The 14,907-nt window shown below is 65.6% G+C and carries 14 protein-coding genes and 1 pseudogene; 5 read left to right on the top strand and 10 right to left on the bottom strand.

Annotated elements, in window-relative coordinates:
- Positions 1-13: 13 nt before the first annotated feature.
- Both AC1MLZ_RS11625 and sucC read right to left on the bottom strand, forming a co-directional pair.
- Positions 14-760 carry an electron transfer flavoprotein subunit beta/FixA family protein gene (locus tag AC1MLZ_RS11625; protein WP_480958597.1) on the bottom strand — a complete coding sequence of 249 codons (747 nt, stop codon included), beginning with the start codon at positions 758-760 and terminating at the stop codon, positions 14-16.
- Positions 761-982: 222 nt separating this feature from the next.
- Positions 983-2,185 carry an ADP-forming succinate--CoA ligase subunit beta gene (sucC, locus tag AC1MLZ_RS11620; protein ID WP_480958596.1) on the bottom strand — a complete coding sequence of 401 codons (1,203 nt, stop codon included), beginning with the start codon at positions 2,183-2,185 and terminating at the stop codon, positions 983-985.
- A gap of 189 nt (positions 2,186-2,374) precedes the next feature.
- On the opposite strand from sucC, the pseudogene AC1MLZ_RS11615 reads away from it, so the two are divergent.
- Together AC1MLZ_RS11615 and AC1MLZ_RS11610 are read left to right on the top strand one after the other, a co-directional pair.
- Positions 2,375-2,914 (top strand): annotated as a pseudogene (locus tag AC1MLZ_RS11615) (sterol desaturase family protein).
- Between the two features lie 44 nt (positions 2,915-2,958).
- On the top strand, positions 2,959-3,288 hold the full coding sequence (locus tag AC1MLZ_RS11610; protein WP_055874768.1) for a PilZ domain-containing protein: 330 nt from the start codon (positions 2,959-2,961) through the stop codon (positions 3,286-3,288).
- 106 nt (positions 3,289-3,394) lie between these two features.
- On the opposite strand, the gene AC1MLZ_RS11605 is transcribed toward AC1MLZ_RS11610, so the two are convergent.
- A complete protein-coding gene (locus AC1MLZ_RS11605) occupies positions 3,395-4,333 on the bottom strand; it encodes a ribose-phosphate pyrophosphokinase (RefSeq protein WP_480958595.1) in 939 nt (312 codons plus the stop codon).
- A gap of 97 nt (positions 4,334-4,430) precedes the next feature.
- Between AC1MLZ_RS11605 and gltX the strand changes: the two genes are divergently transcribed.
- A complete protein-coding gene (gltX, locus tag AC1MLZ_RS11600) occupies positions 4,431-5,756 on the top strand; it encodes a glutamate--tRNA ligase (protein WP_480958594.1) in 1,326 nt (441 codons plus the stop codon).
- A 288-nt stretch (positions 5,757-6,044) separates the two neighbouring features.
- The gene (locus tag AC1MLZ_RS11595) at positions 6,045-6,803 is read left to right on the top strand and encodes an energy transducer TonB (protein ID WP_480958593.1); all 759 of its coding nucleotides are present in this window, start codon (positions 6,045-6,047) and stop codon (positions 6,801-6,803) included.
- 67 nt (positions 6,804-6,870) lie between these two features.
- Here AC1MLZ_RS11595 and AC1MLZ_RS11590 read toward each other — a convergent pair whose 3' ends face one another.
- Positions 6,871-7,962, bottom strand: a complete 1,092-nt coding sequence (locus AC1MLZ_RS11590; protein ID WP_480958592.1) for an acyltransferase family protein — start codon at positions 7,960-7,962, stop codon at positions 6,871-6,873.
- Between the two features lie 103 nt (positions 7,963-8,065).
- On the opposite strand from AC1MLZ_RS11590, the gene AC1MLZ_RS11585 reads away from it, so the two are divergent.
- A complete protein-coding gene (locus AC1MLZ_RS11585) occupies positions 8,066-9,295 on the top strand; it encodes a dipeptidase (protein WP_480958591.1) in 1,230 nt (409 codons plus the stop codon).
- Positions 9,296-9,454: 159 nt separating this feature from the next.
- Here AC1MLZ_RS11585 and AC1MLZ_RS11580 read toward each other — a convergent pair whose 3' ends face one another.
- The 6 genes from AC1MLZ_RS11580 to AC1MLZ_RS11555 form a co-directional block, all read right to left on the bottom strand.
- On the bottom strand, positions 9,455-10,711 hold the full coding sequence (locus tag AC1MLZ_RS11580; protein ID WP_480958590.1) for an MFS transporter: 1,257 nt from the start codon (positions 10,709-10,711) through the stop codon (positions 9,455-9,457).
- Positions 10,708-11,013 carry a hypothetical protein gene (locus AC1MLZ_RS11575; protein ID WP_480958589.1) on the bottom strand — a complete coding sequence of 102 codons (306 nt, stop codon included), beginning with the start codon at positions 11,011-11,013 and terminating at the stop codon, positions 10,708-10,710. Before AC1MLZ_RS11575 ends, AC1MLZ_RS11580 begins: the two co-directional genes overlap by 4 nt.
- A 13-nt stretch (positions 11,014-11,026) precedes the next feature.
- A complete protein-coding gene (locus tag AC1MLZ_RS11570; protein WP_480958588.1) occupies positions 11,027-12,052 on the bottom strand; it encodes a histone deacetylase family protein in 1,026 nt (341 codons plus the stop codon).
- A gap of 87 nt (positions 12,053-12,139) precedes the next feature.
- Positions 12,140-12,697: a 2'-5' RNA ligase family protein gene (locus AC1MLZ_RS11565; RefSeq protein WP_480958587.1), complete on the bottom strand. Its 558-nt coding sequence runs from the start codon at positions 12,695-12,697 to the stop codon at positions 12,140-12,142.
- Between the two features lie 216 nt (positions 12,698-12,913).
- Positions 12,914-14,479 (bottom strand): lysine--tRNA ligase, encoded by a 1,566-nt coding sequence (locus AC1MLZ_RS11560; protein WP_480958586.1) that lies wholly within the window; start codon positions 14,477-14,479, stop codon positions 12,914-12,916.
- 57 nt (positions 14,480-14,536) lie between these two features.
- The gene (locus AC1MLZ_RS11555) at positions 14,537-14,842 is read right to left on the bottom strand and encodes a hypothetical protein (protein ID WP_056053958.1); all 306 of its coding nucleotides are present in this window, start codon (positions 14,840-14,842) and stop codon (positions 14,537-14,539) included.
- Positions 14,843-14,907: the final 65 nt, after the last annotated feature.

The raw sequence follows: 14,907 nt of genomic DNA, 5'->3' as shown, positions 1-14,907 counted from the left end.
ATTACTTGGCGACTTACTGGGCGACGCCCATTTCCTTGAGCTTGCCGACCAGCGCGTCGACGTCGGCGACCTTGATCCCGGCCGAGCGCTTGGCGGGCTCGACGACCTTCAGCGTGGTCAGGCGCGGCGTCACGTCGACACCGAAATCGGCTGGCGTCTTCTGCGCCATCGGCTTCGACTTCGCTTTCATGATGTTCGGCAGCGACGCGTAGCGCGGCTCGTTCAGGCGAAGATCGGTGGTGATGATCGCGGGCAGCTTCAGCGTGTCCGTCTCGGCGCCGCCATCGACTTCGCGCGTCACGTTGACCGAACCGTCGGCGATCTCGACCTTCGACGCGAACGTGCCCTGGCCCCAGTTCAGGAGGCCGGCGAGCATCTGCCCGGTCTGGTTGTTGTCGTCGTCGATCGCCTGCTTGCCGAGGATCACGAGGTCGGGCTTTTCTTCCTCGACGATCTTGGCGAGGATTTTGGCGACGGCGAGCGGCTCGACCTTAGTCTCGCTGACGACGAGGATCGCACGGTCTGCACCCATCGCAAGCGCGGTGCGGAGCGTTTCCTGCGACTTCTGCTCGCCGATCGAGACGACGACGATCTCGGTCACGCCCTTGTCCTTCAGGCGGATGGCTTCTTCGACCGCGATCTCGTCGAACGGGTTCATGCTCATCTTGACGTTCGCCAGATCGACGCCCGTTCCGTCCGCCTTCACGCGAGGCTTCACGTTGTAGTCAAGCACGCGCTTGACCGGCACCAGCACCTTCATCGGGGTTCCTTCCAAGGTGGAATCATTCGTTTCGCCAACTGGCGTTGGCGCGACAGATGGCTGTTTCGCGCCATTTTCGCAAGTCCGGTATGGAAACATCGCCTTGCCGTAGCGTCACGGCGGGCGACCAGCCGAACCGGTCGCAGTATCAACGAAAAAGGGCCCGGACGTTTCCGCCCGAGCCCCGCTTTTCGCAAGATCAGTATGCGTAGTCGGCAGCGGTTACGCCGCGACCTTCTTTACCTCTGCGACGATCTTCTTGGCCGCATCGCCGAGGTCGTTCGCGGGAACGATCGCGAGGCCGGAGTTCGCGAGGATCTCCTTGCCCTTCTCGACATTCGTGCCCTCGAGACGGACGACGAGCGGGACCGACAGGTTCACTTCCTTCGCCGCGGCGACGATGCCGTCGGCGATGATGTCGCACTTCATGATGCCGCCGAAGATGTTGACGAGGATGCCCTTCACGTTCGGATCCGCGAGGATGATCTTGAACGCAGCCGTCACCTTCTCCTTGTTGGCGCCGCCGCCGACGTCGAGGAAGTTGGCCGGGAACATGCCGTTGAGCTTGATGATGTCCATCGTCGCCATCGCGAGACCAGCGCCGTTGACCATGCAGCCGATGTCGCCATCGAGCTTGATGTAGGCGAGGTCGTACTTCGACGCTTCGAGCTCGGCGGGATCTTCCTCGGTCTCGTCGCGCAAGGTCAGCAGGTCCTTGTGGCGGAACAGCGCGTTGCCGTCGAACGCGACCTTCGCGTCGAGTACCATCAGCTTGCCGTCGTTCGTCACGGCGAGCGGGTTGATCTCGATCTGCTCGGCATCGGTACCCATGAACGCGTCATACAGCTTCGACGCGGTGTTCGCGGCCTGCTTGGCGAGATCGCCGGTCAGGCCGAGGGCTGCAGCAACGGCGCGGCCGTGGTGCGGCATGAAGCCGGTCGCCTGGTCGATGTCGATCGACTGGATCTTCTCGGGCGTGTCGTGCGCGACCGCTTCGATGTCCATGCCGCCTTCGGTCGAGACGACCATCATCACGCGGCCGGTGGTGCGGTTGAGCGTCAGCGCGAGGTAGAATTCCTTGTCGATGTCGACGCCGTCGGTGACGTACAGGCGGTTGACCTGCTTGCCGGCATCACCCGTCTGGATCGTGACGAGCGTGTTGCCGAGCATGTCGGTCGCCGCCGCGCGAACCTCGTCCTCGGTCTTGGCGAGGCGAACCCCGCCCTTGGCATCGGGGCCGAGCTCGACGAACTTGCCCTTGCCGCGGCCGCCGGCGTGGATCTGCGCCTTGACGACATAGAGCGGTCCGGGAAGCTTCTTCGAGGCTTCGACGGCCTCCTCGACGGTCAGTGCCGCGAAGCCGGCAGGCACGGGGACGCCGAACTTGGCCAGCAGTTCCTTGGCCTGGTATTCATGGATGTTCATCGGGAAGGCTCCACGCAATTTTTAGGAAACTCGGGAATTGCGTTGGCGTAAAGCACAGGGCGGCCAGCAAATCCACCCTTAAGGCATATGCTCTTGCGTATCGTTTGCAGTAACGGTGGATTGTGCCTGAATTCGCTCACGTTTCGCCAGGGCGATTCGCATTTTGCCGTGGCGCTTTCTCGCCCCTATATGAGGGCCATGGCGATCTGGCTCGGCATCCTCCTGTTCCTTGGCACCGTGATCGGCATGGAGGCGTTCGCCTATGCCGCACACCGCTGGGTGATGCACGGCTTCGGCTGGTTCCTGCATGAGAGCCACCACCGTGCGCGGCCCGGCAACTGGGAATTGAACGACCTGTACGCGGCAATCTTCGCGGTGCCGTCGTTCGTGCTTTTGCTGGGCGGCATGCAGTTCGGCTGGTGACCAGGGTTCGCGTGGATCGGCGCGGGGATAGCCGCCTATGGCGCAATCTATTTCGGGTTTCACGACGTGATCGTGCACCAGCGCATTCCGACCCGGTATTTGCCCAAGTCGAAATACATGAAGCGTATCGTCCAGGCGCACCGGCTGCATCACGTCGTCGAAACCAAGGACGGCAATGTCAGCTTCGGCTTCCTCGTCGCGCCCAAGCCGGAAGATTTGAAGGCTGAACTCAAGCGGCGATCACGTGCCGGCATCCGTGCCCCGGTGCAGCCGCGTGCCACCAAATCCCAAGTTGCCGAATCGTAAGGCGTTTGGAGAATAGTAACAACTTGGGGAGCAGTGTTCCGGACATGACACAGCCCGTCCCCATCCCTCCCGCCGAACCGAAGGGCGAGGAGCTCCGTCAGGCGCTACGCAAGGCCGTCAAGATGCGCGCGCACCTGCGCGATCGGGGCCAGACGCGATTCGAGATCGAAGTGACCGACCTCTCGCTTTCAGGCTTTCGTGCGGAGACGAGCTTTACGTTGTGGCCGGGAACGGTGGTGTGGCTGACGCTGCCGGGACTGGCGGCGCTGGAGGCTGTCGTCGCCTGGCGCGACAAGTTCAAATACGGGTGCGCATTTGCGAAGCCACTGCATCCGGCGGTGTTCGATCATATCGTGGCACTGAGCCAGCGGTAATCTAACTCACCCCGGACTTGTTCCGGGGTCCACGGCACCGCGAATCATCGGCTACAGATAACGCAGCACCGTGGATGCCGGAACAAGCCCGGCATGACGGGTAGGGTTAATCAAACAAGCTAGAGACCGACGTCTCGTCCGCGATCCGCTTGATCGCCTCGCCGAGCAACGGCGCGATTTGCAGGTGGCGGATCTTGCCGTGCGCGCCCTTGATGACCTCGTGGTTCCCGATCGAATCGGTGATCACCAACTCGCGCAATTCCGAGCCTTCGACCCGAGCGACAGCACCGCCCGACAGGACGCCGTGCGTGACATAGGCTATGACATCCTCGGCGCCAGCTTCCTTGAGCGCCGCCGCCGCGTTGCAGAGCGTGCCCGCCGAATCGACGATATCGTCGACCAGGATGCAGAACCGCCCTTCGACTTCGCCGATGATGTTCATCACCTCCGATTCGCCGGCACGTTCGCGCCGTTTGTCGACGATCGCGAGCGGTGCGTTGTCGAGTCGCTTGGCGAGCACGCGCGCGCGGACCACGCCGCCGACGTCAGGCGACACCACCATCAGGTTCTTGCCCTTGAACCGCGCCAGGATGTCTGCGGACATCACCGGTGCCGCGTAGAGATTGTCGGTCGGGATATCGAAGAAGCCCTGAATCTGTCCGGCATGCAGGTCGACCGACAGCACGCGGTTCGCGCCTGCGACGGTGATCAAATTGGCAACGAGCTTGGCCGAGATCGGCGTGCGCGGGCCCGGCTTCCGATCCTGTCTTGCATAACCCATGTACGGGATCACCGCGGTGATGCGCCGCGCCGACGCACGCCTCAGCGCGTCGATCATGATGAGCAGTTCCATGAGGTTGTCGTTGGCGGGATAGCCGGTCGACTGGATCACGAACACGTCCTCGCCGCGGACGTTCTCGTTGATCTCGACGAAGACCTCCTCGTCGGCGAAGCGCCGCACGCTGACGTCGGTCAACGGAGTTTCGAGATAGGCGGCGATCTCCTGCGCGAGAGGCAGGTTCGAATTGCCGGTCATCAGTTTCATGAAAGTCTTCCCCGCTCGATCACGCGCACCCCTTAGGCGCACGAATCGTGTCGTGGAAGGGTTTGCCCGTCGGCGCGGGGCTACCTACAGCGGCGGGATGACCGTGATCACCCGTTTCGCCCCTTCGCCCACCGGCCGGCTGCACGTCGGCAACATCCGTACCGCGCTCCACAACTGGATGTTCGCGCGGGCGCAGGGCGGCAAGTTCGTGCTGCGGATCGACGATACCGATCCCGAACGCAGCGAAGAACGCTTCGTCGATGCGATTCGCGCCGATCTCGACTGGCTCGGGATGACGCCCGACGCGGAGGAGCGACAGTCGGCACGGTTCGCGCTGTACGAAGCGCGGTTTGCGGCGCTGGTCGCGAGCGGCCACGTGTATCCCGCGTACGAGACGACGCAGGAACTCGACCTGAAGCGCAAGATCCAGGCCGGGCGCGGGCTGCCGCCGATCTACGACCGCGCCGCGCTGACGCTCGACGACGAGGCACGGGCGAAGCTGGAGGCGGACGGGGTGCAGCCGCATTGGCGGTTCAAGCTCGATCACGATTCGGCGATCGATTGGGAAGATCTGATCCGCGGGCCGCAGCATTTCGAGGCGAAGACGATGAGCGATCCAGTGATCCGGCGCGCCGACGGGTCGTGGCTGTATATGCTGCCGTCGGCGATCGACGATGCCGAGATGGGCGTGACGCACGTGGTGCGCGGCGAGGATCATGTGTCGAACACCGCGCTCCAGCTGCAGATGTTCGCCGCGCTCGGCGTCACGCCGCCGCAGTTCGCGCATGAGGCATTGCTCACGGGGGCGGAGGGCAAGCTGTCGAAGCGGCTCGGCTCGCTCGGCGTCGATCATTTCCGCGAGGTCGGGATCGAGCCGCAGGCGGTGCGCGCGTTGCTCGCCCGGATCGGGACGAGCGACCCGGTCGAGCCGATCGCCGATGCCGCGCCCTTGATCGCCGGGTTCGACTTCACGCGGTTTGGCCGGGCGCCGGCGCGGTTCGACGAAGCGGAACTGTCGCAACTGAACGCGCGGATCCTTCATGCACTGCCGTTCGAGGCGGTTGCCGCGCGGTTGCCTGAAGGCATGGATGTGGCAGCGTGGGAGGCGGTGCGGCCGAACCTGGTGACGCTGGCCGATGCGGCGGATTGGTGGGGCGTCATCGAGGGGCCGATCGCGTTTGAGGGCGACGTGGATGTCGACTATCTCGATCAGGCGCTGGCGGCGGCCGAGGCGATCGATTGGTCGAGCGATCCCTGGCACGCGCTGACGGCGCGGTTGAAAGCGGAGACGGGGCGCAAGGGCAAGGCGCTGTTCCTGCCGTTGCGCCGCGCGCTGACCGGGCGCGATCATGGGCCGGACATGGCGGCGCTGCTCCCGCTGATCGGACGCAAGCGCGCTTTGGAGCGGTTGGCGGCACGGTGATCGGGGAAGGTACGGCCTTCACCGTCGAGCATTCCCGTTCCAATTGGGTCCTGCCTCTGCGGAGAAGCAAATCTGTGTGACGTGGATCGAACCGGTCCGGCGCAACGGGCAGGCTGCGGATGGCGCAGGTGCCCGGGCCGACCAGGGGACGCATGACGACGCTGGTCTATCGTTGATTTTGGGTCGCGACGCCGACCCGGCAATCGTCGGAAGCACTTGGCCTTCGTCTTGCGATGGCCGCCCGCCAAAACCGTTGCCGCTCGTCCTCGGGCTTCCCAACTACACAGCATGTACGGCGTCCGCCCCAACCCCCGCGATCGGCTCCTGTCGGCCGCCGGCGCTGCGATACTTTGCGCCGTTACCGGTTACGCGCTGATCCTCGGCCTCGGTGTCCGCCTTCCGACTGCAATTCCGGACGTGCTCGTTACCTTCCCGGTCGGTTCCCAATCACCGCCGCCGCCGGCCGAAAGGATTATCCCCCGCCCGGCGACACGTCACCGTCCCAAAGCCGCGGCGTCCCCCGCGAATATTCGGTCGAAGGCAGCCGAAGTCGTTGTCCCGAAGCCGATCATCCCCCCGAGCGTTCCGCCCCCGCCCGTCATCGCCGCATTGAAACCCGGCGTCGGGAACGACGCCACCGCCGGCGCTACCCTCGTTCCCGGACCCGGCACAGGCGCGGGCGGCGAGGGGAATGGCACCGGCAGCGGTCGCTCGGGAAACGGCGACGGTGACGGTGGCGCCGAGACTCCGCCACGGCTCCTCAAGGGCCGTTTCAAGAACAAGGACTTTCCCAATGCCGAGGCCGTGATCGGTGCGGGCGGGATCGTCGGCGTGCGCTATACCGTAGAGACCGACGGCAGCGTGACGCACTGCATGATCATGCGCTCCAGCGGCAATGCGGTGCTCGACGCGACCACATGCCGCCTGATCGAACTGCGCTTTCGCTACCGCCCCTGGCTCGATGCGGCGGGGAGACCGGTCCGTTCTACCGTCGTGCACAACCAGGAATGGGTGAACCAGCTTGGGCCGACGTCGCGCGGGTCTTGATGATCCTTCTCCATTTCCGCGCAGGCGGGAATGACGATGACGTGGTGGAGACGCATAAGCCCCGACACTAGCGCCGCAACCGTCCCCCGCTCAGCACCCGTGCCGCCATGGGCCAAACCGTCAGCAGCACGCGCCCCAAAACGACCGTCGCGCCCAGCACCAGCAACGGCTGGACCAGCAGATACGCGGGATACAGCCCCGCCCCCAGCGCGCCGGTCGCTAGCCCGATGACCGGCCCGAACAGCCACAAAAGCACCAGGTGATCGCAGAACGCGAGAAACCCGTAGCGTTCCACCGCCCGCAACCGATCCGCGACGCCACTCCCCGCCAGCGCCCAGGCCACTCGCCAGAACAGCACCGCCGAGGCCAACCTGAACACGATGTCGAACGCCGCCATTGCGTGCGGATGCGCGTCGAAGCCCGCATTCCCCAGCAACGCCGTCCATAGCCGCGGCGCGATGAGCGCCAGGAACGGCAGCGCGCAGAGGGCAACCGGCCTCCGCGCCACTTTCTCCGCCACGCCAAACCGCCGCGCGGCGATCCCGGCGATAAAGAACAGCAGGATCTGCGGCCGCAGCAGCAACGGGATGTGCACGCCGGACACGCTCCACACGACGACGATCAACGCGACCAGCGCCAACCAGATACTCGACATGTGCACCAGCAGCGGCGCGAGCATCATGCAGACGAACAGATCGCGCAGGAACGGCATCTGCACGTCGATCTCGTTGGCACGGACGAGCGGCACGAGTTCGTTCAGCGTCCAGCCGATGCTCGACGGCGTCGGTGCCTTCAGGTCGCCGAGCGTCGCCGCCGCCCCGACCAGGAGAATCGCGATCGCGTTCCACAGCACCATCGGCAGCAGGATCGTACGCGCCTTGCCGATCAGGAACGCGCCGTAGCCCTGTCGCATCGCGGTCGAGACCACCAGCCAGCCGGAGATCATGCCAAGCAGCGGTACGGCGCTGCGCCCGAACATTTCGCCCAGCACGGTACGCAACACGCCCTGGCCGCTGAACGCCACTGCCGCCAGTTCTTCGGCGGTCCGCCCGGTCCAGGCGTGGACATAGACGATCCCCATGATCCCGATCAGCCGCGCGATCGCGATCGCCGTGGAGAGGCGAGTGTCCGCCTCGCGCGCCGGTTCGGCCGTTCGCATCTCCAAGTCCGACCCTCCGCCTGCGCTCGGCAAGCGCCTTACCCGGCTTGTTGGAGGCGAACACCTGCTTCAGGATGAAGCGGACGCTACGGGGGACCAAGACATGATCGCCGCATTCCTGCTGCTGGCCGCGCAGGCTAGCCCTGACGCAGCCCTATCGCGCCGCGTCGAGCGCGTGCTGGAGCGGAGCCCGGTGATCGACGGGCACAACGACCTGGCCTGGGAGATTCGCGAGCTACACGAGGCCAAGGTCGAGGCGGTAAAGCTCTCGGTCGATACCTCGCATCTGCCGAACCCGCTCCAGACCGACATTCCCCGCCTGCGCAAGGGTCATGTCGGCGGGCAGTTCTGGTCGGTATACATCCCCGCCGACGCCCCCGACCCGGTCAGGATGACGCTGGAAGAGATCGACATCGTCCGCCGTTTCGTCGCGGCGAACCCGGCGGCGTTTGAACTTGCGACCACAGCCGCGGATATCCGCCGGATCGAGAAGGCGGGGCGGATCGCATCGTTGATTGGTGTCGAGGGCGGGCACCAGATCGACGGGCGGCTGTCGGTGCTGCGGCAATATCGCGCGCTCGGAGTCGCCTATATGACGCTGACGCACGGCAACAGTCTGAACTGGGCGGACAGTTCGACCGACGCACCGCGCGCCGGAGGGCTCAGCGATTTCGGGCGGCAGGTGGTCGCCGAGATGAACCGCATCGGCATGATCGTCGACGTCTCCCACGTCTCGGACGCAACGATGGCCGCGGCTTTGGCGGCGACCAAGGCGCCGGTAATCGCATCCCACTCCAGCGCGCGGGCGATCGCGGACGCGCCGCGCAACATCCCCGACGACCTGCTCCGCGCGATCGGCGCGAACGGTGGCGTGGTGATGGTGAACTTCTATCCGTCCTTCCTGTCGGCGGAGTGGCGCGCTTGGGACGTCGCGCGCTCGGCTTATGCGAAGTCGGTCGGCGTGCCGGCGGGGGTGTACGGCGTCAGATCGCCCGCGCCTCTGGTAGCGTGGGACGCCGCGCATCCGGAGCCCAAGGTCACTGCCGCGACGGTCGCCGATCATGTCGAGCATATCGCGAAGATTGCCGGCCACGACCATGTCGGGATCGGTGGCGACTTCGACGGAATCCAGGGCACCGGGCCGATCGGTTTGAAGGGCGTCGATGGCTATCCGCTGCTGTTTGCTGAACTGGCGCGGCGGGGATGGAGCGATGGCGATCTGGCGAAGCTGTCGGGCGGCAACGTCCTGCGCGTCATGGAAGGGGTCGAAGCGGCCGCCAAGGGGATGGTGGGTATGCCGCCGACCGACGCGACCGATGTGGCGTCGCGGTAGAGTACGCCGGCGCTTGCTCGCTCGCACTGGCTCAAGACCGGGCCCTGCTACCAGCCTCGTCCCGTCACCCCAGCAAAAGCTGGGGTATCCCTCCGTATCGGACGACGCGTGCCACACCACGATATCCCAGCGTTCGCTGGGATGACGGTGGGAGGCGCGTCAAGGATCCGGCATTCGCTGCGGCACAGGCGGCTCCACCACAAGCGGCGGCACCGTACGCAGCACCAGGCCGATGGCCAACGCCGCCATGCCGAGCAACAAGCAAAACGCCGTCACCCCCGGCCATCCTGCATGCGTCCAGGCGAACCCACCGGCCGATCCCAGCACGCTCGATCCCATATAGTAGAAGAATAGATAGAACGCCGCCGCCTGTCCGCGCGCGCCTTGCGCGCGCCTGCCGACCCAAGCGCTCGCGATCGAATGCGCGCCGAAGAAGCCGATCGTCACCACCGCGATCCCCGCGATCACGAGCACCAGCGGCGTCATGGCGGTCAGCGCGACGCCAGCGATCAGCAGTATGACGGGAAACCAAAAGACCTTCCGCCGCCCAAGGCGTCCCGCCAGCGTCCCGAACTTCGTCGAACTGATCGATCCCAATACGTAGAGCAGGAACACGCCGCCGACCGCGGCCTGGCTCAGCCCATAAGGCGGGCTCATCAACCGGAAGCCCGCATAATTATAGATCGTGACGAACACGCCCATCAGCAGGAACGCCTCGAGATACAGCAATGGCATCGCGCGATCGACGAACAGCGATCCGGCACTTCGCAGCAGCGCGCCCGGCCGCCCGACGCTCGGTGTAAAATTGCGCGAGGGCGGGGCGAGTCGGCGAAATGCCTCCGCCATCGCCAGACCCGCGATCCCGACCGCGGCGAGTGCCCAGCGCCAGCCTTCGAGATCGGCGACGATGCTGACGACGAGTCGCCCGGCCATCCCGCCGAGCGCGCTGCCGGCGATATACAGCCCCATCGCCGCGCCGACCGAGCCCGCATCGACCTCCTCGGCGACATAGGCCATCGCCACTGCCGGCACGCCCGCAAGCGCGACACCGGTCAGGAAGCGCAGCACGAGCAACCCGCTCCACCCCGGCACGATCGCGGCCGCCAGCGTCAGGGTGCCGGCCGCAAACATCGCCGCGATCATCAGCGGACGCCGGCCGACCCGGTCCGAGACGAACCCGGCGAACAGGATGCCGATCGCGAGCGGTCCGGTCGCCAGCGACACCGCGAGCGACGCGCCCTCCGCGGTCAATCCGAACTGCGCGGCGAACAGCGGCAGCAACGGCTGCACCGAATAGAGCAGCGAGAAGGTCGAGAAGCCCGCGAACAGCATCGCCAGCGTCAGCCGACGATAGGCGGGCGTGCCGATCGCGATGGGGGTCGGGGCAGTAGTTGGGGCAGCGGCGGGGTCGATCATCGCATCGGCCGCTTGAAATAATGGAACGGCAACCACGACGATACCAGCTGCCACCCATGCGCCGCCTGCTTGCTGATCCCGACTAGCGCACCGATCTCCGTCCAACTCAGACCCGCGCGGCGACTGGCATCGACCCAGCGGTGCAGCGCCAGCCGTGCCTCGTCGGCAACGACATGCGCGGCCTCGATCATCGGCGGATATTCGTCGCGTGTCGCGCCTGCGAACGGGGTGCGTTCCTCCCGCCATGCCAGCGCAAGGCCGGCGGCGCGTTGGCGAAGATCGATCTCGTCCGATGGCGTCATGGCGGGCTCCACGTCAAGACTGCCTTGACGATGCGTCGAATCCCTCGAGAAACGCCGATACATTGTGGCCTAGCGCGTCGACCGCGTACCCGCCCTCCATGACGATGACCGTTGGCCAGTCGCGGTCGGCGATGTCGGCAGCCAGCACCATGTAATCGGGCGTGGTCAGCTTGAAATGCGAGATCGGGTCGCCTTCCCAGGTATCCGCGCCGAAGCTGATCACCAGAAGGCCGGGGTCGAACGCAGCGATCGCGTCGAGTGCGGTGCTTTGTGCCGCGCGAAAGGCAGCGATCTTCGTGCCGTGGGGGAGGGGCAGGTTCAGCGTGGTACCCAGCCCTTCGCCTTCGCCCGTTTCATCGGCGTGACCCCAGTAGAAGGGATAGTCGGTCTTCGGATCGGCGTGGACGGACGCGTAGAATACGTCGCTACGGGCGTAAAAGATGTCCTGCGTGCCGTTGCCGTGGTGATAGTCGACGTCGAGGATCGCGACGCGCGCGACACCGGCGTCGCGCGCAGCCTGCGCTGCGATCGCAGCGGTGTTGAGGTGGCAGTATCCGCCACAATAGTCCGCACCGGCATGATGGCCGGGCGGGCGGCACAGCGCGAACGCTGCGCGGTCGCCGTCGAGCACCGCATGCGTCGCGGCGAGCGCGGACTGCGCGCTGCCATAGGAGGCGGCCCAGGTCTCGGGTGTGATCGGCGTGGTTGCATCGAAGCTGTGCGCGCCGATCAGTGCGTCGATCCGCGTGAGATCGAGCGGCCGGCGGCCGCGGATCGGCAAGGTGTAGGGGATCGCATCGCCTTCACGACCGGCTTCGCGCCACAACCGCGCCGCGTCCTTCAGGAACGCGACGTACGACGCGGGGTGGACGGCCAGGATCGGCGCCTCGCCCCGATCCTCCGGCGCTTCGACCGGGCCGATCGCGCGCAGGATCGAGTCGACCCGCGCGGGCGTCTCCGCATAGGCGGTGAACGCGCCATTGTGCAGTTCCAACGCTGGCGCATGGGTCCGCTGGGCGTCGTCGAAGAACAGCCGCATCTTTGCTCCTTGGTGCGCGGTCACGAGGGAAAACCAACCGATCGCTTTGCGGGTCCTACCGGGTCACGCGCGTTCGGCAAATAAGGCTCAGAACAGCGCCAGTTGCCGATCGTCGTTGCCGGTCAGCAGCCAGCGCCCGATCACGTCGTGGCGCGTTCGGCCGACATGGCTGTGGACCAGCACGATCGCATCCGCGTCCCAGCCGATCGGCGCGATGGGTTGCGTGAACGGCGCGCCGTCGCGGTAGCCGAGCGTCATGTGCGGACTGAACCGATAGTCCGCGCGAGCGCGCAACCCTGCCGCCTCGCGTGCTACCGCAATCCGATGATGCAGTGCGGCGAGCGAAGCATTCTTGCGGCGCGGACGCAGCGCGATGGAGCGATCGCTGCCGACCACGGTGTCGAACTGGAGTGCGAACGGCGCGGCTTCGACCGCATCGCCGATCGCCTTCAGGTCGCGCTCCAATGCGGTCGAGACGCGGTCATGGTCGTCGAGGATGTCGATCGTGACGTGGAGATGCTCGGGGCGCAGCTTGTCCCCGTCGGTCTCGAACCACGACGCTGCGGCGGTAATCTGGCGCGCGAGCGGGAGTGGTGGGCGGATCGCGAAGAACAGGCGATGGCGGGCGAGCGGACGATGGAACATGCCGGTTTCCAAATCGGGGGAAGGCGTATTCGTTGCTAATATGTTCCACTATATTCGTCTAGGTAGCGCGCGAAATTGTAAGGCTCAAATACCACCCCGGCGAAGGCCGGGGCCCAATTGGAACGGTCACAGTAACGAAGCGTGGCGGCCAGTTAACAGCGTATCCCAATTGGGCCCCGGCCTGCGCCGGGGTGGATAGTTCTTCCAGTGTACGCCTTACCGCGCCAACGCTTCCGCAATCAGTTTCCGCGAGTTCTCGACCCCGTACAGCGCGATGAAGCTCCCCATCCGCGGCCCCTGCTCCGAGCCCAGCAACGTCTCGTACAGCGCCTTGAACCAGTCGCGCAGGTTGTCGAACCCGCCGGTCTTGCCGATCTCGTAGACGATGTTCTGGATATCCTCCGCGCTCGCCTCCGCCGGCAGCGCGGCGAGTTCCGCATCCAGCCGCTCCAGCGCCGCAACCTCGACGCCCTCGGGCGCGCGGCGCTTCAACGTCGGCGCAACGAAATCGCGGCTATAGGCCAGCGCATAGCCGATCAGGCGGTCGAGCTCGGGGTATTTCGCCGCCGACGCATCGGGCACGTAATTCGCGAGATACCCCCAGACCTGCTCCTTGCTCGCATCGCCCATCACCCCGACGAGGTTGAGCAACAGCCCGAACGTCACCGGCAGCTCCCCCGTCGGCAGCTTGCCGTCGTGGATGTGATGCACCGGATTGCCGAGCTTCTGCTTCAGGTCCTGGCCGGCATAATTGCCGCGGAACTGCCAATATTCGTCCACCGCGCGCGGGATCACGCCCATGTGCAGCGACTTCGCCTTCTTGGGCTCGCGGTAGGCGTAGAACGCGAGGCTCTCCTCGGGGCCATAGGTCAGCCACTGATCGAGGCTCAGCCCATTGCCCTTCGATTTCGAGATCTTCTCGCCATTCTCGTCGAGGAACATCTCGTAGTTGAACCCCTCGGGCGGACGCCCGCCGAGCACGCGCGCGATCTTCGAAGACTGGGTGACCGAGTCGATCAGGTCCTTGCCCGCCATCTCGTAGTCGACACCCAGCGCGACCCAGCGCATCGCCCAGTCGACCTTCCACTGAAGCTTGGCCTTGCCGCCGAGCACGCTCTGCTCGATCCGCTGCCCCTCATCCTCGAACGCGATCAGCCCAGCCTCGGCATCGATCACCTCGATCGGCACCTGCAACACGATGCCGCTGGTCGGCGAGATCGGCAGCACCGGCGAATAGGTCGCGCGGCGCTCGGCCCGCAGCGTCGGCAGCATCACGTCCTGGATACCCTGGAAGTGACGGAGCACGCCCTTGAGCGCCTCGTCGAAGCGTCCGCCCGTGTAATATTCCGTCGACGACGCAAACTCGTAGTCGAAGCCGTAGCGGTCGAGGAATTCGCGCAGGATCGCGTTATTATGCGCGGCAAAGCTCGAATGCGTGCCGAACGGATCGGGGATCTGCGTCAGCGGCTTGCCGAGATGCTCGCGCAGCATGTCGCCGTTAGGAACGTTGTCCGGCACTTTCCGCAAGCCGTCCATATCGTCCGAGAACGCGATCAACCGCGTCGGCGTGTCGCTCAGCGCGTGGAAGGCGTTGCGCACCATCGTGGTGCGCAACACCTCGTTGAACGTGCCGATATGCGGCAGACCCGACGGCCCATAGCCCGTCTCGAACAGCACCGGATCGCCCGACTTGCCGTTCGGATAGCGCTTGAGGAGTTTGCGCGCCTCCTCGTACGGCCAGGCTTTGGACTCGAGGGCGGCGGTGCGGATGTCATCGGTCATAGCGTTCGGCGATTAGCGCCTGTGCCTGCCTTCGTCACCCCACCGCCGCACGGGCTATCAGCGGCAACGATCCTTCGCAGTGATCGTCCGGTCGACCGCACGCCCGCCAAGCGCACCCGCCGCACCGCCGGCCAGCGTGCCGAGCAGTCCGCCGCCGACCGCATTGCCGAGCACCGCGCCGCCGACGCCGCCTGCGACTAGGCCTGTCGTGCCACTCGAGTGACGGCAACGCTTTGCGCGGTAGCGACGGTCATGCCCGCGATATTCGCGCTTCGAGCGCGCCTCGGCCTTGCCCGTGGGGATCACGGCGGCAGCTGGAATTGCGAGCGATAGCGCGCTCAGCGCCATGAGAAACTTCCGCATGATGATCGTCCCTGTTGATGTAGGTAAAGTTCGGTATTGATGACTGCGCAACGCACGTGAACCGT

This window comes from Sphingomonas sp. PEI4, assembly GCF_056679955.1.
The sequence above is the reverse complement of the archived record's forward strand: the minus strand, read 5'-3'. Positions and strand labels throughout refer to the sequence as shown.